The organism is Pantoea allii (genome assembly GCF_046529425.1).
Lineage (GTDB): Bacteria > Pseudomonadota > Gammaproteobacteria > Enterobacterales > Enterobacteriaceae > Pantoea > Pantoea allii.
Genome location: NZ_CP125958.1, coordinates 667688 through 689205, shown reverse-complemented (window position 1 = coordinate 689205; position 21518 = coordinate 667688). Strand labels below are relative to the sequence as shown.

Below are 21518 nucleotides of genomic sequence, written 5' to 3'. Positions count from 1 at the left end.
GGCAAAGCGATGCCCGACGGGTTTACGTCATTGAGTGGTGGGTGATTTATTTATTCAGACAGAAAGCAGTCCGCCGTGGAGAACTGACGCGGCAACCTGTTTCCCCAGCGCGCCAGCTTGTTCATCGCAATAATGATGTGCTCACGGCGTGCCTGGTCGAAATACTGGAAGGGCTTGCCAATCTCCTCCCGCCTGAACATGCCCGGACAGTCGCGGTTAGCCAGGGTTAATACGCAAAATTTAAAGTCGTCATGTTGATGATTGAAATAACGAAGCGATGGGTTTCGGTTGTTATCGCGCAGCAACCGCCAGCGCTGACGGAACTCATCAAACGTCATTTTTTCGCCGTGACTGGGGTGATCCGCCGTGAAACCCTCCTGAGCATTCAGAGCGGCAGGTGACTCACTTATGACCTGGACGGTGCGGTTCATAGGCTCCTCCGATAAACGTTGCATCTGCTGTTGATGACAAATCAATGTCATCGCCGAGGTGGCTGTCGCCTGTGATGGGCGGCGGCTTCGCGCCTGTCTCATCCATCACGTTTGTTAAGCATTAAGCGAAACGACAGCGTTCTGCTCACCGCGATTCATCCCGCTTCTTAAACTGCGCATTTCCGCTGCAACAGCGGCCTGAGCGCGGTTCTTCTGAGTAAAACGCCCTTTTACGCGGCATTCAGCCTGTCCTGACTGCGTTAACCCTGTGTCTCAGTGTGGCGATAAGGTTCTGGCATGATGATTGTAAAAATGAGCCTCATCAGGCAAAATCCTTCGTTATCAGATACAGCCGCACCCTGTCACATCATTCAAAGGCTAACTTAAACCGGAGGATACTTAGACTAAATCTAAGTGTCAATGAAAATGAGCGTTTATACTAATTTCAAATTTCCGAACTCGAGCGCAGAAGCTCTGGATCGCGTCGTCGATGCCTATGGCTTTACCATGAAAATGCAGCTTGCAGATCACCTTGGAATTGCGGCAAGTAGCCTGTCTGCGCGCTATAAACGTGATGTTTTTCCGTCAGATATCGTTTTACAGTGCGTGATGGAAACCGGTGCAGATTTGCAGTGGCTGATTACGGGCAAAGGCTCAAAATTCTCGGAAAGCAAACCTGATACGCCGACGCTGGTTAGAAAAAAGCTAATCAGCGGAAAAATCGAGGAAGCGGGCTATGTGATGCTGGATAAAGCGTTATACGCACCGCTGAAGCAGGAGCCGCGTAATGCTTTTTTACTGTTAGCGGAAACCACCCAATACATCATTGATACCGATTTTGAAGATATGCATGACGGCGTCTGGTTGGTTGAAATTGAAGGGACCGCCAGCGTAAGGACGCTGACGCGCATTCCGGTCAGGAAAGTGCACGTCAGCGGGATAGGCGTGGCATTTGATTGCGGAATTGATGACATCAGGCTTATTGGGCGCGTCGTTCTGACGATTCAGTAAACCGACTTATTGCGACCTGCAACGTCTTATCACTGTCAACGCGTTGCCGACAGAATGCGACATCACGCGGGACGCCCGCCCATAAAAAACAGCTATCCGTTCACGGCTGCCAGAACGAACAGCCGCCCGCGCAGCGGCTGCTTGATCACCGCTTGCGTTTGCTGCGCCTGGGGCAATACAGGTTTAACCACCGCCTGCGCATCCAGAGCGACAAGCGTTAACGGTTAATACAGCCCGGCTTTCCCCACAGAAGAGAAAAGCCGCATCTTGTGCTCCACCACGGCTTTGGCCGCCGCCATTGGACGGACGTACAGCGCGCTGGGCTCATGCCCGTTTGACTGCAACTCTTCCTGTAGCGCGACGTAAAACGCCTTTTTCATATCGCTGGAGATATTGATTTTCCCCACACCATACTTAATCGACTCCGCGACCTCGCTGTCTTTGTTACCCGAGCCACCGTGCAGGACCAGCGGAATCGTCAGCCGCTGCCTGATGGCTTTAAGACGGTCAATATCCAGTACCGGCTGTTTACCGACAGGATACAAACCATGTGAGGTGCCAATGGCCACGGCAAGCGTATCTACCCCGGTTTCTCTGGCAAACCGCTCCGCCTGGTCGGGATCGGTGTAAAGAATTTCACTGTGGCCCCCTTCCGCGCTCCCCTCTGCCACGCCAATCGTACCCAGCTCGGCTTCTACCGAGACGTTAACTTTATGGGCAATGGCGGTGATATCACGCGTCAGGGCGATATTCTCTTCAAACGGCAGGCCGGAAGCATCGATCATCACCGAGGTATAGCCGGTGCGGATGGCGGTTAAGATATGCTCCAGCGTCTGGCCGTGATCCTGATGAATAACCACCGGTACAGAGGCGTTAACAGCCAGCTCTCTCAGATAGGTGATAAAACTGTCACCGACAAAAGCGTGCTCTTCAGGATGCACTTCCAGGATGACGGGAGATTGCAGGGATTCCGCCACCTCAATCACCAGCCGGGCAAACTCCGCGGAGGCGATGTTAAAGGCACCGACGCCAAATTGATTGTCCTGTGCCACCTTCAGTAACGCTTTCATATTAATCAACATAATTCACTCCTGCGGTAAATGTTGCGGATGATCTTTCTTAATCACTCTGAGGATCAGTGCGGTAAACAGCGCACCGGCGAGAATGGCAAACAGATAGCCTGTGACGTGCGTAATGACGTTGGGTATGAACATCACGAAGATCCCGCCGTGGGGCGCGCGGGAAGCACAACCGAGCATCATCGACAGTGCCCCGGCCAGTCCCGAGCCGGCAACGATGGCAGGAATGACGCGTAGCGGATCAGCGACCGCATACGGAATGGCACCTTCGGTGATAAAAGAGAGGCCGAGCACATAGGTCACCTTGCCGGTTTCGCGCTCCTGAGGGCTGAATTTCTTTTTAAATAGCGTGGTGGCAAGGGCAATGCCCAACGGAGGAACCATGCCTGCGGCCATACATGCCGCAATGGGCTCGTAGATTCCCGTCGACATCAAACCAATCGCGAACATACAGACGGTTTTGTTTAGCGGCCCGCCCATATCGAAAGCCACCATCATCCCGATAAGCAATCCGAAGATAGCCGCATTGGCATTTCCCATATCGGTCAGAAAAGCAGTCAGACTCTGCAACAGCAGCTTGATGGGTTGGCCGACCACCAGAATCATCAGCGCACCGGTCAGGAACACGCTCAACAGGGGCACAATCAGAATGGGTTTGAGTCCGGCAATGGCGGTGGGCAGGTTAATGTACTTCACCACCAACAGCGTGATATAGCCGGCCATAAAGCCCGCCAGTAACGCACCCAGAAAACCCGATCCGGTGTGAATGGCCAACATGCCGCCCACCGCGCCCGAAACAATGCCCATGTTGCCGCTAATCGACTTGCTGATACCCAATGAAAGAATCGGCAGCATTAACGCAAAAGCGGCACCGCCGCCAATATCGGCCAGCATTTTTGCTATCGGGTTATAACGGGGATCGCCAGGCGTTGCCGCGGTAATACCGAAAGAGAAACTCAGGGCAATTAAAATACCGCCCGCGACAACAAAAGGAATCATCAGGTTTACACCTGTGATCAGATGTACATAGATGCTCGACAGGGTCGTTTTTTTGTCTTTTTCCCTGCCCGGTGAGGTCGCGTCTTGTGGCGTGACGGTGCAGATTTCTCCGGTTAAGGCACCCGACAAAATGTCGTCCAGCAATCCAGCGGCATCTCTGGCCGCGCGGGTAACCGATACGGTAATAATGCTTTTACCGATAAAGCGGGAGCGATCAATCATTTTATCCGCGGCAATAAGAACGATATCGGCACGTTTAATATCGTCTTCCGTAAAAATATAATCGCTCTCAACGGCACCCTGTGTTTCAACAAGGATCGTGATTCCTTTTTTCTCGGCGCTCTTTTTTAAATTGGCTTCCGCCAGATAAGTGTGTGCTACGCCTGTGGGACAGGCGGTAATCGCAATAATATTCATTATTTTCTCCCGGTGAAAGGCTTACCCCTGGGTGTTATTGACTAATAAATTAAACAACTCCTCTTTCGTTTCTGCGTTTAGTAATGCCTCGACGACATCATCATCGCCAAGCGCAATAGAAATTTTCGCCAGGAGTTTTATATGCCCGGCGCCGCTGTCCGCTTCTTTCACCGCAAACAGAATCACCAGCCTGACGGCTGAATCGTCCATGGTTTCCCATTCAACGGGAGAGGCCAGTTTGGCTACCGCTATTCGGGTTTCATTGACCCACGGTGATTTCCCATGCGGAATCGCGATTTGATTTTCGAATCCGGTGGAGCCTAATGCTTCACGTAGCATGACATCGTGAATAAAACCGTCTTTATTGCTGATAATATTTAATTCACACAGGCTTGCCGTTAATTTATCAATAACCTCGTCTTTATTTTTAGCCTCAAGATTCATAAAAACACAGGCCTGATTTAACAGATCGGCCACTACGATTTTATTATGCATCCGTTCCTCCGTTAACATGACTGTCTTTATTAAGGCACTCCATCACCCGTAAAATGTCTCTGTTTGAAAACAGGGCAGAAACATAGGCAACGGGATGTTCAGTCTCTTCAAGCCTGATGGTCGAAATAATTAAGTCGCACCTGGCTTTCTTAATCGCCTCATTCAGACGGGCACCCGGCACAATGTCGACGATCTCCCATTCCGGAAAGGCGCGGCTGATTCGGCTGGAAAGCAGCTGAGATGTGCCAATGCCACTGGAACACACCAGCATGACGCGTTTCGTCGCATGACACTTTTCTAACGCGTTCTGGATATAAATGGTCAGATAGGCAATCTCATCATCGGACGCCGTTGGCAGCCCCCACTGTTGATTAAGCTGGAATGCGGCCTGTTTGACGACGTTAAACACCGCGGCAAACTCTTTACGTATCTCATCCAGCAATGGGTTATGAATAACAATGCGGTAGGCCAGACGATTAAGCATGGGCTTCACATGTGACACCAACGCATTAAGCAGCACGCTGTCGCTGCAAATATTCTTTTTTAATAAAGAAGACAGCCGCGTTGTTAAGGTAGTGGCGTAGTTCACGGCGTCTTCGTCATAGTGCGTTGAGGGTTGAAAACCGGCGCTAAACGGATGCCGACCAGACGAGATGAGATATTGATAAATGTAATGCACCTCTACTGGCGCGAAGGAGACCGCGTATTTTTCCTCAAGCCATCTGACCGCTTGCCGGGCGACTGACCATTCCTGATTGTTATAACCTGTCATGTCCGAATCGGTCGGCGTCGGTGGCGTGCCGTTAAGCGCCCTTTTTATCGTCACCAGCAGATGGGAAAACAGGTTGGTATAATAGGGTTCGCTGATTGAGCAGTGCAGCGCCTCTTCTATATAAGTGATGAGGTTAATACAGCAGGCCACATTGTCACTGCCAAATTCCTCCACCAGCTGAACACGCGAAAAACGATCGATGCGACTGTCGGCGACAGGGTAATCGCTCATCACGCTGAAGGTAATAATCTCTTTCAGCGCCAGACGAATATCCCGATCGCTGCCGGTAATACAGGTTCCGCTATGGCTTCGGGTAATGCTCAGTGAAAAGGGCGTTAACCAGACCTCAATTTTTCTTAAATCCGCCACGATGGAAGAGCGGCTGATAAAATATTTTTCCGCTAAGGCGCTCAGCGTTAGCGGTAATGGAGAACAGGTAAGCAGGTCTGTTGTGATGGCTACCAGCCTTTTATTCTTCAACAAACCTTTTACCTCTTCCCCATGCAGATCCACAGGCAGGGCAAAACCATTTTCCAGTAACAATCCCAGGCCGGGCTTACTAAGGATACGACTCTCCTTGTCGGTAAAATAGTGATTGACCGCATCCACGTCGCGCCGCAACGTACTGGCTGAAACGTTCAATGTCTGGGCAATATCCGTTGCCGAGCGCCATTCGCCCTGAGAAGCTAAAAGATTAATTAACGCCTTTTGTCTTTTGGTTAGCACGTTGACTCCCGGCTTCGCTAGATGGTCCAGATGCTCGGTCATTACCGTTATATCTGCCTTGTTCCGGTAGAGAAATACCAAACCCTGGCGTTGATATGACCATAATAGTGAACAGCATGCTGCTAACCCGGTTCCATTCATGCAACATAGCGCTTGCCTAGAAGCGTCAGGATGAGCGGGCCTGAGCATCAGGCCCGGAACGGTTAATGCCCGCCAAAGACTTTTTCAACTTCTTCGGGTTTATCGTGTACGCCAAAGCGATCGACAACGGTTTGTGTCGCAGCGTTCATGCCACGAATGTCTACATCTGCCCCAGCGCGGCGAAATTTAACCACCACGCGATCAAGCGCATTCACAGAGGTGATGTCCCAGAAATGAGCATGGGTTACGTCAATCACCACCTTTTCCAGCGTCTCATGAACGTCAAAACAGCGGACAAAGCGATCGGCGGAGGCGAAAAACACCTGCCCGGTGACGGTATAGTGACGGCACTCGCCTGTTCGCACTGAACTGACCGCCATAAAGCGCGCCACTTTGGTGGCAAAATTTAATGCCGCAATCAGCACGCCCACGATGACGCCAAATGCAAGATTGTGGGTAAAAACCACCACTAACACGGTGGCGATCATCACCACGCTGCTTGAGAGAGGATGGGTGCGCAAATTCGCCACCGACCGCCAGGAAAAGGTGCCGACAGAAACCATGATCATCACCGCAACCAGGGCCGCCATCGGGATCTGAGAAACCCACTGGCGCAGGAACACCACCATCACCAGCAACGTAATGCCGGCAGTCAGCGTGGAAAGCCTTCCGCGCCCGCCTGATTTTACATTGATCACCGACTGACCAATCATCGCGCAACCGGCCATCCCACCCATAAAAGAGGTGCAAATGTTGGCAATCCCCTGCCCTTTGCATTCCCGGTTTTTGTCGCCCGTGGTGTCGGTCATGTCATCAATGATGGTCGCCGTCATCATCGACTCCAGTAATCCCACGATGGCAAGGCCTGCGGAGTACGGCAAAATAATCAGCAAGGTATTCAGGTTAAAAGGCACATCGGGCAGCAGAAAAACCGGCAGGCTGTCAGGCAGCTTGCCCATATCGCCCACGGTGCGGACATCCAGATGCAGCAGCAGAGAGGCCGCAGTCAGCATCACAATACAGATCAGCGGAGAAGGCAGGGTTTTATCGACCAGGGGATACAGATAAATAATCGCCAGGCCCGCAGCGGTGAGCGCATAAACATGCCAGCTTACATGGGTGAGTTCCGGCAACTGGGCCAGGAAAATCAGAATGGCCAGCGCATTAACGAAGCCCGTGACCACCGAACGCGACACATAGCGCATCAGGTTTCCGAGTTTGCAATAACCCGCAATCACCTGAAGTACGCCGGTGAGCAACGACGCCGCCAGCAAATACGCCAGCCCATGCTCTTTAACCAGCGTAACCATAAGCAGCGCCATCGCACCGGTGGACGAAGAAATCATCGCCGGACGCCCGCCAAAAAAGGCGATAACCACCGGGATACAGAATGCGGAATAGAGACCGACCTGGGGATCGACACCGGCGATGGCAGAAAAGGCGATCGCTTCAGGAATCAGCGCGAGCGCGACAACAATACCGGCCAGTACGTCACCACGGACGTTCCCCAGCCAGTCCTTTCTCGTCGAGGACAGCAACATAGTTTTTTCTCAAATTTTGGATGCAGTTAACCCATAAGGGCAGATTTCAGACAGACAGAATCACATCCACAGACGGGATGTTAGTGATGCGCGTCCGGACAGCTTCAGGACGGCAAAGGAGGGGGAAAACTCAGGGCGGCGTAATACGCATAACGATTAAAAACTCCTTATCAGCATGGGCTGGCTGCAGCAAGGATCTGCAGTCACATTGCCATCGATCATGTCAGGCAATGCCCCGTTCAGGGGGATACTCTACACAAAAAATCACCCGCACTGAAAGCCAAAATTTGCCTTAACGCCGGAAAAACACGGGTAAGCCGCAGGTAAAATTCCCGATAAGCCGTTGTAAAAATAATGTTTATTAATGTTGAAAACGGTGCCTGGCACAGGGCCATTTTCATCGGCAAGGCATGAGTGAGCGGTTAGTCTGAGGTGACAAACCGCTCTGACGCGCAGCTACACCCTGAAGGCTTCAACCATCCCACGTAACGAATGTGCCTGTTCAGACAGGGATTGCGAAGCAGATGAAGACTCTTCAACCAGCGCGGCGTTGTTCTGGGTGACGCCATCCATCTGACTGACGGCAATACTGACCTGAGAAATCCCCTGCATCTGCTCCGACGAGGCCATTGAAATCTCGTCCATTGCCCCCGCAAGCTCGTTCACCATGCCAACGACTTTTAATATGCTTTCTCCGGTGCCCGCCGCCACATGCACGCCGCTGTCCACCTGCTCTACGGCGCGTTCGATAAGTTCCTTGATCTCTTTTGCTGCGGTGGCACTGCGCTGCGCCAGTGTTCTGACCTCGCCTGCAACAACGGCAAACCCGCGCCCTTCTTCACCCGCACGGGCGGCTTCAACCGCTGCGTTTAACGCCAAAATATTGGTCTGAAACGCGATGCTTTCAATCACACCCGTGATGTCGCGAACTTTGGTCGCGCTGAGCGCGATTTCATTCATGGTGTGGGACATTAACTGCACTTCTGACTCACCGGTGCGGGCCAGCATCGCTGCATCTCTGGCCACGGTAGCGGTATGTTGAGCGCTGGCGGTGTTACTTTTCACCGTCGCAGTAAGCTGTTCCATACTGGCCGCCGTTTCCTGCAGGGCGGCGGCCTGCTGTTCGGTGCGTGATGACAGTTCAGTGTTGCCCTGTGCAATTTCGTCGGAGGCGGATGCTACCGATCCCGCCGATTCTTTAATTTGCGTAACCAGGCTTCGCAGGCTGGTTTGCATGTTCGCGAGTGAGGCCAGCAGGCTGGTGGAATCATTATGGCGCAAGGTGACCGGGGCCGTGAGATCACCACTGGCAATGGCGGCAGACAGCGCCTGCGCCTGCGCGGGTTCGCCGCCCAACTGACGCATTAACACGCGGGTGATGATGTAACCCGCCGCCACGGAAACCGCAACGGAAAGCGAGGCAAGGATCATTAAAATCAACGTTGCTTTGCGGACGTTCTGACTGGTGCTTTCCACCGACTGCTCACTGTCCTCCATTTGAATATTGGTCATCTCCTTTAACGCGTCCAGCAACTGGCCCTGCAACGGCCTGACGGTTTTAATGAGATAGGTTACCGATTCCTGCTGTTTGTTTTGCAACCCCAGCTGTCCCGCGTGCTCCAGGGCCGCCAGAACAGGGCCTTCGCTGCTCACGATTTTATCGAAGGCTTCTCTGGCCTGCGGGGTTGAATCTTTTGCGACCATGGCGGCAAGCCGCTCCCGGTTATCGATATAGCGGGCTTTTTGCGTAACGATGCGCTGCCATTCTTTTTGCATCTGATCGGCTTCGTTGAGTAGTGCAAGGTTACGCACAATCACCGCCATATCGCGTAACCCACCGTACATATCCATACCCAGACGGTATTTCTTCATTTTGACATTGACGGCATCATCCATGCCGTCACGGGCATTATTCAGGCCAGTGTAGGCCACCGATGTGCATATAATAAACAGCGTAATTAACAGCCCAAAGCTGATAGTCAGGCGCGTAGAGATTTTCATTTGGAGTCCCTGTTTATGGTGAAAAACAGGTATCGGTTAAATTAAAAAAAACCCCAGTAAAAAAAGCATTAATAATAATTATAGAATAACAAACCACTGATAATTATGATTTTTTCTTAATTTATAAAAAAGTTTGACGGATGTGATTTTATAAACTAATAAGATGTAATAAATAAACATATTTACAAACAACAAATTTATTAAAAATAGTTTACCCGCATGCTTTCAGTGCAGAAAAAATAATATCAAACTCATTTCTGCAGCATAATCGTTCGGTTTGCCGCGCTCATTACCGCGATTTGCACTGCCGGTGGCGTATGAACGGTCAGGTAGCACCTCAGCACCGCAGGATGTCGTACCAGCAAAAGAGGAAGATAAGCCCGCATCAGCACATGAAAACGGCAGGCTCTGTTGACCCCACGGCATCATCTTACCTGAGCGTTATGGCACAGGTTGTTATTGTTGGGTCGGCCCACAAGGTAAAGGGATCGCAGGGTACCAGCCGCGCGTCACGCCTCTCTTTTGACGGTAGAGAGACGAACGTAACGTGTTATCACTTTAATTTTTGCGTGGGCGCATGCTAGCATGCTTTATAAATATTACCTTGAAATACACGCTGTAATTAAACGCGCGCATTATCGGCGTGGCTTATTAAAACTTTAATATTTTTTATTTTTTTAGATCGCCAAGCGTATTTATAAATCACCACCAACCCAATACCTATTTATGATTAGTAGAATAACGCTGATAAAAACCGTTAATTTGGCTTAACCCCATCCAAAAGAAAATATTGTGCATTTCGATCATGGAAAATAACACGACGCATTCTATAATACTCTTCACTATGGAAAGTAGAATCTCCCCCGCGTGTTTAAACAGGCACATTACGCCTGCTTTTTATACGCAAAGCCATGATAAATATGCATTCTTGTATCAGATTATAAAAAGACTAAAAAATAATTTTTGATGATCTTCATCAAAAGACACCATTTCACCTGGAATTCAATAAATGAAAAATATTCTCGATAAAATCAGTCTACCGACAAAATTCCTGATACTGGGAATTTTTGCCTTGGTTTTATTTGCCTTACCAACCTATTTATTTATCCAGACGGGTAATCAGGCCATCGATGCTAAGAAACAAGAGCTGCAGGGCGTACCGGTCGAAAAAGAGATCCTGACTTTACTTAACCTGATTCAACGTCACCGCGCTGAAAGTGCTATTGCTATTTCACTGAATAAATATGATAACGCCCCACGCCTGGAACTTGCCGCTCAGATAGATGCGCAGACTACGAAAATCGCCGCTGAGTTACATCAGTATGATACTCATGCCCAGCCGACCCAGCGTTTTGATGAGGTCAAAACAGCCTGGTCGCAGCTTCAGCAAGACGTCTCGTCTGGCAAACTGACACTCGCCACCAGTCTGTCACGCCATGCTCAGGTGATTCAGAACTTACTGGACACTAATCAAGATATTCTGGATCTGTATGGCCTTTCTTTAGATGCAGACCTGAATACTTATCAACTTATTATGAGTATATATGGCAGGTTGCCTGAGTTAACCGAAACCCTCGGACGCATCAGGGCCGCGGGGACATCCGTGATTGCAGCGGGTGATAAAGCAGCAGAATCCGCACGCGGTGCTATGGAATACCAGATTGACGGTGGCAAAGCGGCGCTGGAAAAATTCAGCAACGTGTTGAATAAAGCGTTTGCCGTCGAGCCGGATTTAAAATCGGAATTCAGCCCAATTGCCATTGATGCCTATCAGCGTTCAGCGAACGTCCTTAACATGGCCGATGGCGTGTTTATTGCAAAAAATGTTCAAATTACCCCAGTAGAGTATGTAAAAGCGTTTACCCAGGCCATCAACACCTATAACGATCTTGGCGTTAAACTGAGCCTGCAACTGGGTAAAACACTTAACGACCAAATCGATCAGCGTCGTCAGTCACAATATATCTTGTTGGGCGCACTGCTGGCCGTTGCGTTACTGGCAATATTTGTGGCGATGATGATTAGTCGTTCCGTTACCCGCCCGGTTAAAGAAGCCGTTTCGCTTGCCAGTAAAGTGGCTGCAGGTGATTTAACAACTGCGATAACCGTGTCGGGTAAAAATGAGATTGCTGAATTACTGAATGCGCTGGCACAAATGCAGCAGCGTCTTTCTCATCTGGTGTCGAATATCAAAAATAACGCGTCAACCATTGCACATTCCTCTGAAGAAATTGCGATGGGTAATAACGATCTGTCTTCCCGCACTGAAGAACAGGCGGCTTCACTGGCAGAAACGGCCGCCAGCATGGAACAGCTTTCTTCCATCATTAAGCAAAATGCGGATAACACGCGCTACGCGTCTGATATGGCGGTATCCGCAACCAGCGCTGCCCTGAAGAGCGGCGAGGCGATGACCTCGGTTATGGCGACAATGCAGAAAATTCGCAGCAGTTCAGGACAAATCGAAGAAATCACATCGGTGATCGACAGTATTGCCTTCCAGACAAATATCCTTGCGCTCAACGCGGCTGTTGAAGCCGCGCGCGCGGGCGAACTGGGCAAAGGTTTTGCCGTCGTCGCCGCTGAGGTGCGGGCGCTTGCACAGCGTTCTGCCAGCGCAGCGAAAGAGATCAAAGGCTTGATCGAGCAGTCTGTTATGCAATCGAATGAAGGTTTAACGCTGGCGCAGGACGCTGGCAGCAAAGTGAAACAAAGTGTTGAGGCGATTGAACAAACCTCCCAGTTGATCCGCGATATTTCATCGTCTTCTGAAGAGCAAAGCAGCGGCGTGAGCCAGATTAATATTGCGGTCAATCAGATGGATCAGGTGACACAGCAAAACGCCGTTCTGGTTGAACAGTCAGCCTCTTCTGCGGATGAACTGGCAAAACGAGCCGGTGATTTGCGCGATATGGTGTCTGTATTCCGTACGGCTTAAAGGCGTCGCTCTGTACACTGCCGCCCGCGTTTTACCCACGCGGGGGCAATTGGTTAACCATTGCCCGGCAGAGTCCGGGCAAATTTTATCGACAGAAATACGCAAATCGCACAGATGATGAATTGAATGATAACCGAAAGAAACTTATTCTGTTGGCCGTAAAAAACACAAGACCAGTCAACGGTGAGCCTGCCGCGCATTAACATCAGGGGAACGGCGTCGTCACAGTCGGGTCGGTGGATTCTCATTTTGATGCTGAGCACCTATCCGCCGGGCTAACCTGTGCTAACCTTGCGGTCTCAGAATCGCCATTCGGGGAGAATATGAATAACGTTTTTGACGAAAAAATGACGGATATCATCATCGGTGAGATGGTGACGCAGCTACTGAATGAGGATGCGGCTATTTCCTGGAGCATTCTCCTTGAGAGGCTGCAGCAGTTTCTGGATACGGAGCAGGATGAAGTCAGGCTTCGTGCAGCCTTGCGGGCCATGGAGGAGATCCGCGTAGAGATGTTTTCCCATCAGTCTGAAAACAACAGTTCCGTTGAAACCAACGTCACTCACCTTCATCACCTTCACTAAGTCTTGCGCGACGCGACGGATGCCCCTTTTAGCCGTCGTGCGTCGTGCGCCTGATCAGATGCCATTAACGTTACCAACATGATTACAGCGCTAACCCAGCAGCCCCTTCTCTGGCTGACAGAGGTCAGATGAGCGACGACACCGCATCTGAAGATATCTACACCGTTATTGGCAGGATAGTCGCCCGTCTGCTTAAACCGGATGGCGAAGTCCATCTGCAGGATATACTGCGTTCGCTGCACAGCTTCAGTGAGCAAAGCACAGAGCACGATGAAAAGAGAGCGTGCCAGGAGGCGATTCGCTTGCTCTCAAAACAGCTTCACTGATTTTTAATTACTGCCCTTACCTACTGGGGATGCCGGGCAGTCACGGTCGCAAACCCGGCTCTCAACATCGCTGTTTCACGTAGGTCTGCCCTGCGGTGAAAAGCGTTTATGGCTGTTCGTCTGAAGGTGTACGCCCTACCACGATCTCCAGACAGCTACGAAGCACATCCAGTTGTACAACGTCTTCTGTACACTCCAGTTCGGCGATTAAACTGATAATAATGGCTTTGCTGGTGACTTTTTGCCCGTGGATGACAATATTACGAATCACTGCATCCAGCACTGCACTTTCAGCCTGAAGTTTGTCGCCCGCACTGCGAAAGAGGCGCATAATTTCCACTTCAGTCGTGCTTTGCTGAATGTCGATGTTGTTCTGCATGATGAGTCTTCTTATCAGTCTCAGTTTAGGGTGAACACATCATAACCCTCGCCAGTTGGGCGAAGTGGGGATGTGCTTGTCCTGAGTAGTCTTTATTGAAACTACTCTTGGGTAAGTAACAGGTTTTTTATGAGAAGGGATCAGCCATCATCAATGCTTGCGGCGACTGTCAGAAACGCTCTGACCAAATGCCAGAACGGCAGACTCCATCGGATCGCGCGCAGAAGCAAATTCACTTCGCACTTCAGCAAGCGCGACCTCAATCGCCTCGCGCCGTGCTGCATTTGCTTCATTTACCAGCATAGACTTCAGTCTGTTAGCGAGCGTGGCACCACTGATTTTGTCATTACTGTCCAGTAGCGCAGTCACCGCCTCGCCCATCACTATCTCGGTGAGTTTCTCAAGTTTATCTTTCTGCATACCCGCATCTCTGATGACATTGTGCCCCCTAAAAACGGGCAACCCAGCCTCAAACGCTCAGGCCTCTAATGACCTGCTTTTTTGGCCGTTCAGATTAATGCTGCGGGACGTTGTAATCGGTTAACGCAACGCGGCACTCATTTCAGCGGTCAAAAAGCATGCCGATAAGTTTTTGATAATGCTGCTCTTCCTGCGGGCCCGTCGACTGGCTGAGGCGACGGATAAGCGAGCTGCAGATGGCCTTACGATTCAGGCTCTTACCGGCGTGCAGTATTTCAAGAATAACCTGACCCAGCGTTTCTTTTTCAGAAGGCTGCGTGTCGTTGCCAAAATAACGGGCAATATCACGTACGGTGTTCGACGTAGTTTCGTTCTGACGCATGTTAAACCTCCAGATGTGAAAGTGAGTAAACTCTAACCAAGACTTGGTCACTAAACTTATACAACATCTGGAAAATTGTACAGGAATTCCGGGTGCCGGCCGCACGCCGAATGGTGCAAAAAGTGCTATGCCATTTATAACAGTCACTTGCGTGAGTATCAGATCCTTAACTTTTTCGCCCCGCATCCATCCTGACGCCGATCTTGTACATGACGAGGTGAAATCGTTGCCCCTTTTGTACACCTTTGCTCACCACGTTATCTGTCTTCGTCTTCTTCAGGCCTGAGACGAATCACATTTTCATGCGGCTTACCGCTTTCGTCCTGGCTCGCGGCCATCAGCCAACGCAGTCCTGAATCTGAACGCACCTGCGACAGCCTGAACTGTTTCAGCCAGTGGCGGGCATCACAAATTTCCCCCAACCTACTGTCTCGGGTTTCCTCTTCCGCCATCTGGTTAAGTTCTGCGATAAGCGTATCGATACTTATTTCTCTGTCACCGAGAGCAAGGCTGACCACGGCTTCGCCAAGAATAAGATGACCTTTCTCATCGTCGTGAAATAACACGTTCTCCTCCTCACATAACAGATTAATTATGGCTATATCATTTATTTTAGTGGTGACATGACAGATGACAAAAATATTTCCTGACAGCCCCAGGATTATTCCATCCACCTGAATATCTTACCTTTGAAATGCATTTTTTAACTTTATGAAAAATAAAAAATTTATAGTTTTAAATTTTAATAAACATCACGAAATAGAATAATCTTAAACAGGATCTGGTCAGGGCTTACCGTGCCAGCGCCGATGCCAGAAGGCTTCGCAGGGCATCTGTCGTTCTGTCTTCGCCTGGGCAGGCTGACAATAAAAGTCGGTTCTGTATTGTAGCCTGCCCTGCTTTATTATTTTCGCCAGACAACCTCTTTGATACCGATATAAAACGCCAGATAACCCGAAAAATATAACCCTACAGAGTATGCGTGTTAGTGTTTCAACGAACAGAAGCATGATGAAAATCGCCAAAAATACCTGGCCTGCTGACGGGCCTGTTTTTTTTAGCCTGTGAAGTGGCGGGAGAATTAAGGAGACACAACAGCTCGCCAGCCAGGCGATATATTCGCCATGTTAAGGCTGAGGGTTTGTCTTGATTTGGGATCGCCGTCGCCACGCCGCGCATCAAAAAAAGTAAGCCAGGCGGCTCCTGTTTTTCTTTTCAGCGGGATCGGTAATTCTCCTGTACAGCGGTCCCCAGGATCGGTTAAGTTGCGCACAACTCTTTCTACTTTGTTCTAAGGAACACTATGCGCCAGGGCAGTTTGCCACCTGCGGAAAAAACTAACGGTCTGGCACACTATTTCAACAAGATTGATCATCCACGCCAGCTTGAAACCCTGGGGCGGATAGCCGTTGAAATACTTCGCGAGAATAAGCCCGTCAGTCGACGCATCATCTGTCTGAAGCTTATCGGTTGTCTTGAAAAAGCCACCAGTGAAGATGACAGGTTGCACTATCGTGGACTTCTGACCCTGCTGTTCAGTCAGTAACGTTGAAAAACCCCGCTTTTGATCAATCAGCACGCCGGTTATAACGCGTCTGCCTGACTCTGACCTTCGCTCAACATCACATCTGAACCTGACTTCAACGCCGTAGCGCCCTGCTGCCAGGCCTGGTGCGATGGTTGACGTCCCGGACAGGTGCATCCTATGCATGCTGCCAGCCAATGCCTTCTCGCTATCAGAGAAGCCGTTTTTTTGCTGTAACACCGATAAAAAAATGCCCGCACCTCGTTAAAGGGTCGGGCCGGAGTTCTCAGGGAAATCCTAAATGACTTCCAAACAGCGTTATCAAATTAGTTCACCATCTGGATTGTCGCCAGTCGGAATCAGATAATTTTTCTTCATACCTGAAACAGGTCTCTAATTTTTTGCTGATATGTGCCGTTTGAACGCTCAAAACCCGTTATACATCACACTTTTGCAAAGTCTTCTCGACCTCGCTCAATGTTCTGTTCAGGGCGTCGATAACAGTATTGTGAGTTGATTATCACAATGATTGTCCTGACCAAACGTTGCTTACTTCGGCACCTTTCACGGTGCCGTTTTTTTTGCCGCTATGATGCCGGGAAAGGGTAAGCCTGGTGAGCAATGCTATGGCGAGGTTGTCATATCCCCTCGCCACCCTGCCAGTTAATGCGAAGGCGTAAGATAGAGGGTTTCAAACCGTGATGCGCTAACAGGGGAACCGGTTTGGTTGCCTTGCAAAACATCGCATGCTGCCGCGCAAATGAACTCGTGCTGGGCGCGGTTCTCAACGCCTTCTGCTGCTACGCTGATCCCCATATTTTTACCCAGTGACGCGATAGCGTTGATCAATAATCGGGCTTTGTTACTGTTCTCAAGCTGAACAGTAAGGGATTGATCAATTTTGAGTCCCGCGATGCAGCGATGCTGTAACAGGCTGAGCGAGGCAAGGCTGCGACCAAAGTGATCGATGATAAATAACGCCCCGGTAGCCTGAACGGCCTCTAACACCTGAGATGTACTTTCCCCCACATCGGTCAGCAGTGGTTCATCGACTTCGAGATCGATAAAGCCTGCATCTTCTCCGGCACACTGACGAATCACCTCTTCAAGTCCAGCTTCCATTAGCTGGCGCGGAAACAGGTTAATACTGACTCGCAGAGGCAGGTTTTGACTCCGCCATTGTTTAACCTGACTGACAGCAGACTGAATAATCCATGTTCCCAGGGTGATGGACAGTGGGCTTTTGATCAGCATATCGATGAACTCAGAGGGAAGCAGCAGGCCACGGGCCGGATGCATCCAGCGAACCAGCGCTTCACAGCCCATTAACTCGCCATTGAACACATCAAAACGCGGTTGATAATGCAGCACGAACTGCTGCTGGCGAACAGCGGCTTCCAGTTCACGTTCAAACCGACGTCGACCTAATTCAGCCTCGCGAAATTCAGGCTGAAACAGGACAGACTGCCCTTTGCCACTTGCTTTAGCCCGATACAGCGCCAAATCCGCAGCCGACATCACTGAAGACATATCACTTGCATGCAGGGGAAAGCTTGCCACACCGGTGCTTGCGCCGACCTCCACCGCAGAACCCATGTAATAAAAAGGTGTCTGGATAGCCGCAGTGAGCCGCTGGGCAATATCCATTGCGCCATCACAGCCACAGGGCAGTAAAACGATAAACTCGTCGCCCCCCAAACGGGCCGCTGCGATAGCGTGGGTGCAGACAGCGCGGATCTGCTCCGCCACATGGCAAAGCAAAGCGTCACCTGCCGCATGACCGCGCGTGTCGTTCACGTCTTTGAAGCTGTCCAAATCTGTCATCAGCAGCGTGTAAGGCACACCGGATTCCGTCAGCTTGCTGAGTTGCGTCATGAAGGCACTCCGGCTGGCAAGCCGGGTAAGCATATCCAGTGAGGCCAGTTCGCAGAGTCGCGCCTCACTTTCATAGCGTAACGTCACATCCCGAATGATCATGCCAATATAGCGCTCAAAGCCCTCCTGCCAGCCCGAAAAAGAGACCTCCGCTGGAAACTCCTCGCCGTTGCATCGCTTGCCCCAAATCTGCAAGGTACGCGGCGTAGAGATCGCGCCCTCTTCATGTTCAAGTCGGTCAAGCTCATTACGGTAATCGGTCTGACAGCGTTCAGGGATCAGCCCGGCGACGTATTTACCGGCCATTTCGTCAGCGTCATAGCCAAACATTTTCGTCGCGGCAGGGTTCCAGAACGTAATACCACGGTTCAAATCAGTACAGATGATCGCGTCCGGTGAGGTTACCGATATGGCTTCGAGGCGCTGCTGGCTGGCATGGCGCAAAACCGCCATGCGATGAACTTCCATGCGGTCCATGACCAGCGCGGCCAGATCGGTCAGGTTGTGGCGATCCGTTGTGCTCATTGCGGGGCGGGGATGATTATCGGTCAGGCATAGCGTACCAATACGGTGCCCGTCTGGCGTAATCAGTGGGACGCCGGCATAAAACCGAATAAAGGGATAACCCAGCACCAACGGACTGTTTGAGAAACGGGGATCGTCGAGCGCATCGGGAACGCAAAGGATATCGTCGCTTTCCAGCGTGTGATGGCAGAACGCGACGCTTCGTGAGGTTTCCGTAATTTGCAGACCATAGCGAGACTTAAAAAACTGACGTTTCTCATCAATCAGCGACACGAAGGCCACCGGCACACAGAACAATCTGGCCGCCAGAATAGTCAGTCGATCAAAGGCTTCATTGGGCGGCGTGTCCATCAGTTGGTACTGGGCCAGCGCACGTATGCGTGCTTCTTCGGAGCCGCTTTCAGTTGAGTGCATCAGAGTGTGTCCTCCTGAGGTCATATACTGTGGCCGGGCATCTCACAGTAAAAAGAGGACGCCTGCAATCAGACAGAACCAGGTAACGCGCAATACATCAACCTGAAGCCGCAACAAAGGTCCGCCTGTGCAGCAAAATGTCAGTTATCAGAGATCTGCACTGATAGCGACACCTGCTCTTACATGGTGCCCGGTATTGCAGTTATCGTCCGTTCAGGCCTGAACTTCATAGCCAGAGACGGCTTTACTCTGTCAAACGGTAAAAATCGCTATTTTTTGTCTTGCGGCACCAGTTCATAGTGAGGATGACGCCCTGCCAGCAGCAGCAGCAGTTCGTACTCCCCTTGACTCAGCAAGGCCACCTTCGCCGTAGCTTCTTTGGTCTGCCAGGCGCGCAAACTCAGATCAAAGCGTTCAGCGGCACCTTCCTGCGACAGGCCGGCAGCAATTCGCAGTTCACGAACATTATTCTGGACGGGCACGGGCCGTCGGACGATTGAATTTCCCAAACCAGGCTCCCTGTGGATGAAGTAGGGTAACAGTACGTCAGCCGATCAGTTCAGTGTCGGCTGAGACCTCTGTCTGCAACCGTTGCAGCACACCTTTCATAAGGATTTTTAATCTTATCTGCTGAAATGTCAAACCAGCGGATTCGCCAGCTTCGGGATTATTTGCCTGTAAAAAAAACGTCTGATCGGCAGCGCTTATTTTTTATTAAGCGAAGCGTCGTTATATTTAAATGACTCAAAGTTTTAGATTTTATTTTACGCTGCGTTTATGTAAGTAAATATTTATTAAGGATTAATGAATTTACGGGCAACAAAAAACCCCGCTTTGGCCGCGAGGTTTTAAAAAACACAACAGGAAACGGGTCCGTCTGCTGCGTATAACCAGCCCATCAGTGCGTTTATATCTGATGAGACAGACGTTGATTATCTGCCAAACGCCACCCAGGCCTCATCGTCTTTGGTCGGTACAGATGCGATATGACGCTTTGCCGGGACGGGCTTAGCGACGACAACACTGGCCGCTGACGACGCGGGTAAGGTAAACCGGGTTATCACGCTGGTGAGCGTTTCCGTCTGGTTACTCATACTCTCTGCCGACGCCGAGATCTTCTGTACCAACGTACTGTTTTGCTGCGTCACGCGGTCAATCTCAGCCACGGCAAGCGTCACCTGAGAAATGCCCTTGCTTTGCTCTTCCGATGCCAGCGCGATCTGGCTGATGAGCTCGTTAACGCTGCCCACGCTGCGCAGCACCTCTTCCATCGTGCTTCCGGCGCTGTCAGCCGCACCGCGCCCTTCGCCGATGCGCGCTACCGTATTGCCAATTAACCCTTCAATCTCTTTCGCCGCTTCTGCGCTGCGCTGTGCCAGTGAGCGAACTTCACTGGCTACGACCGCAAAACCACGTCCCTGCTCACCGGCACGTGCAGCTTCAACCGCCGCGTTGAGCGCCAGAATGTTGGTCTGGAACGCAATACCGTTGATGGTGGCAGTAAACTGGCGGATTTTCTCAGCGCCTTCGGCAAGCACACCCATAGCGGTCACCACGGTTTTCACCAACTGCTCACCTTTCTGGGTCGTCTGGGCGGTAACACTCGCCAGCTCACGCGCCTCACGACTGTTTTCAGCATTGTGGCGAACCGTCGCCGTAAGCTGCTCCATACTGGCCGCAGCCTCCTCCAGCGCCGCCGCCTGGGTGGCCGTTCTGTTCGACAGATCGGCATTGCCTTTTGCAATATCGCCCGCCTCAAAATGTAAAACGGACGCGTTATCACGAATAGCCTGGACGGTATTCAACAGACTTTGTTGCATTTCTTTTAATAAAGGAACCATTAGCCCGATACAATTCTTACCCAGGTCCTCGGGTTCACGTGTCAGATCACCATCAGCAATCACGCGGAAGTGCGCCCGCAGTTTTGCTACCGGCCGCACCAGATGGATGACAAGATAGCGATCGCAAAAAATGAGCAGCGCAGCGACCGCAGCGAGCGTAATCAGAAACAGATTCACCAGCCGCTGATGTTCCTCACGCAGCGGGGCCGCATTAGCAGAAAGCTGCTGCTCAAGCGCGGCGAGCCGTTCCTGAGCCGCCGCAGGGTAATCCTGAGGCGCGCTGGTCAGAGCGGTGCGATAACGTTGCCATTCATCACCCGCCGGTGCCTGAGAAGCAATGTCCGCATGGTTCGCCGTGGCGTTCGTCTGCACTTGCACACTGGCGCGGTTAAGGAAAATAAGCTGTTGAGTCAGGGCATTACTGCGGCTGGCTTCGCGGTCAATGTCGTTTATTATCCGTGAACCATACGCGCCGGCTAACGCAATAATCATTACGGCAGCGATAAGTATCCACAGAACAACGCGTCTAATCGTAAAATTTTTTAGAATATTCATGGTATTTCCCCGGTGTTGCGACGTAAAAAAAACACTTCAATAAAATATTCACATCTAATAGTTGCGGGCAAAACAATAGCGCGCTACTCTTCTGAGGTTATTGTGGCAGCGTTATTGAAAAAATAAAATTCAAAAATTGAT

The 21518-nt window shown here is 50.8% G+C and carries 19 protein-coding genes; 5 read left to right on the top strand and 14 right to left on the bottom strand.

The genetic code is table 11. The features are described 5' to 3' along the window. Positions 1 to 50 precede the first annotated feature (50 nt). On the bottom strand, positions 51 to 431 hold the full coding sequence (locus tag QNH99_RS03280; protein WP_109716878.1) for a hypothetical protein: 381 nt from the start codon (positions 429 to 431) through the stop codon (positions 51 to 53). 426 nt (positions 432 to 857) lie between these two features. On the opposite strand from QNH99_RS03280, the gene QNH99_RS03275 reads away from it, so the two are divergent. Continuing rightward, a complete protein-coding gene (locus QNH99_RS03275; protein ID WP_063881031.1) occupies positions 858 to 1442 on the top strand; it encodes a phage repressor protein CI in 585 nt (194 codons plus the stop codon). A gap of 224 nt (positions 1443 to 1666) precedes the next feature. On the opposite strand, the gene QNH99_RS03270 is transcribed toward QNH99_RS03275, so the two are convergent. From QNH99_RS03270 to QNH99_RS03245, 6 genes are all read right to left on the bottom strand, one after another. Beyond that, positions 1667 to 2524 carry a ketose-bisphosphate aldolase gene (locus QNH99_RS03270; protein ID WP_063877305.1) on the bottom strand — a complete coding sequence of 286 codons (858 nt, stop codon included), beginning with the start codon at positions 2522 to 2524 and terminating at the stop codon, positions 1667 to 1669. 3 nt (positions 2525 to 2527) lie between these two features. After that, a complete protein-coding gene (locus QNH99_RS03265; RefSeq protein WP_063877306.1) occupies positions 2528 to 3937 on the bottom strand; it encodes a PTS fructose transporter subunit IIC in 1410 nt (469 codons plus the stop codon). 21 nt (positions 3938 to 3958) lie between these two features. Beyond that, positions 3959 to 4432: a PTS sugar transporter subunit IIA gene (locus QNH99_RS03260; protein WP_410517271.1), complete on the bottom strand. Its 474-nt coding sequence runs from the start codon at positions 4430 to 4432 to the stop codon at positions 3959 to 3961. After that, a complete protein-coding gene (locus QNH99_RS03255; protein WP_410517270.1) occupies positions 4425 to 5930 on the bottom strand; it encodes a BglG family transcription antiterminator in 1506 nt (501 codons plus the stop codon). The genes QNH99_RS03260 and QNH99_RS03255 overlap by 8 nt, the downstream gene beginning before the upstream one ends. Positions 5931 to 6133: 203 nt before the next feature. Continuing rightward, positions 6134 to 7612 carry a SulP family inorganic anion transporter gene (locus tag QNH99_RS03250; protein ID WP_283355874.1) on the bottom strand — a complete coding sequence of 493 codons (1479 nt, stop codon included), beginning with the start codon at positions 7610 to 7612 and terminating at the stop codon, positions 6134 to 6136. A 456-nt stretch (positions 7613 to 8068) separates the two neighbouring features. Next, positions 8069 to 9613: a methyl-accepting chemotaxis protein gene (locus QNH99_RS03245; protein ID WP_109716874.1), complete on the bottom strand. Its 1545-nt coding sequence runs from the start codon at positions 9611 to 9613 to the stop codon at positions 8069 to 8071. A gap of 1009 nt (positions 9614 to 10622) precedes the next feature. On the opposite strand from QNH99_RS03245, the gene QNH99_RS03240 reads away from it, so the two are divergent. The 3 genes from QNH99_RS03240 (at position 10623) to QNH99_RS03230 (ending at position 13461) form a co-directional block, all read left to right on the top strand. Continuing rightward, the gene (locus tag QNH99_RS03240; protein ID WP_410517269.1) at positions 10623 to 12551 is read left to right on the top strand and encodes a methyl-accepting chemotaxis protein; all 1929 of its coding nucleotides are present in this window, start codon (positions 10623 to 10625) and stop codon (positions 12549 to 12551) included. 323 nt (positions 12552 to 12874) lie between these two features. Beyond that, complete coding sequence (locus tag QNH99_RS03235; protein ID WP_063877312.1) at positions 12875 to 13135, top strand: hypothetical protein; 261 nt, start codon at positions 12875 to 12877, stop codon at positions 13133 to 13135. 128 nt (positions 13136 to 13263) lie between these two features. Next, the gene (locus QNH99_RS03230; RefSeq protein ID WP_063877313.1) at positions 13264 to 13461 is read left to right on the top strand and encodes a hypothetical protein; all 198 of its coding nucleotides are present in this window, start codon (positions 13264 to 13266) and stop codon (positions 13459 to 13461) included. A gap of 106 nt (positions 13462 to 13567) precedes the next feature. Here QNH99_RS03230 and QNH99_RS03225 read toward each other — a convergent pair whose 3' ends face one another. From QNH99_RS03225 to QNH99_RS03210, 4 genes are all read right to left on the bottom strand, one after another. After that, complete coding sequence (locus QNH99_RS03225; RefSeq protein ID WP_063877314.1) at positions 13568 to 13840, bottom strand: biofilm development regulator YmgB/AriR family protein; 273 nt, start codon at positions 13838 to 13840, stop codon at positions 13568 to 13570. Between the two features lie 150 nt (positions 13841 to 13990). Continuing rightward, the gene (locus QNH99_RS03220) at positions 13991 to 14260 is read right to left on the bottom strand and encodes a hypothetical protein (protein WP_063877315.1); all 270 of its coding nucleotides are present in this window, start codon (positions 14258 to 14260) and stop codon (positions 13991 to 13993) included. 142 nt (positions 14261 to 14402) lie between these two features. Next, a complete protein-coding gene (gene ycgZ, locus QNH99_RS03215; protein ID WP_063877316.1) occupies positions 14403 to 14642 on the bottom strand; it encodes a regulatory protein YcgZ in 240 nt (79 codons plus the stop codon). Positions 14643 to 14899: 257 nt separating this feature from the next. Further along, a complete protein-coding gene (locus tag QNH99_RS03210) occupies positions 14900 to 15208 on the bottom strand; it encodes a hypothetical protein (protein ID WP_410517268.1) in 309 nt (102 codons plus the stop codon). A gap of 737 nt (positions 15209 to 15945) precedes the next feature. Between QNH99_RS03210 and QNH99_RS03205 the strand changes: the two genes are divergently transcribed. Then, positions 15946 to 16188: a hypothetical protein gene (locus tag QNH99_RS03205; RefSeq protein ID WP_063877317.1), complete on the top strand. Its 243-nt coding sequence runs from the start codon at positions 15946 to 15948 to the stop codon at positions 16186 to 16188. A 642-nt stretch (positions 16189 to 16830) separates the two neighbouring features. Here the strand turns inward: QNH99_RS03205 and QNH99_RS03200 are convergent. The 3 genes from QNH99_RS03200 to QNH99_RS03190 all read right to left on the bottom strand — a co-directional run bounded on the left by QNH99_RS03200 (position 16831) and on the right by QNH99_RS03190 (position 21377). Continuing rightward, positions 16831 to 19005, bottom strand: a complete 2175-nt coding sequence (locus QNH99_RS03200; protein WP_410517267.1) for a putative bifunctional diguanylate cyclase/phosphodiesterase — start codon at positions 19003 to 19005, stop codon at positions 16831 to 16833. Positions 19006 to 19250: 245 nt separating this feature from the next. Continuing rightward, entirely contained in the window at positions 19251 to 19490 is a 240-nt protein-coding gene (locus QNH99_RS03195) for a hypothetical protein (RefSeq protein WP_096011199.1), read from the bottom strand. 423 nt (positions 19491 to 19913) lie between these two features. Then, positions 19914 to 21377, bottom strand: a complete 1464-nt coding sequence (locus QNH99_RS03190) for a methyl-accepting chemotaxis protein (protein WP_109716868.1) — start codon at positions 21375 to 21377, stop codon at positions 19914 to 19916. Positions 21378 to 21518 lie beyond the last annotated feature (141 nt).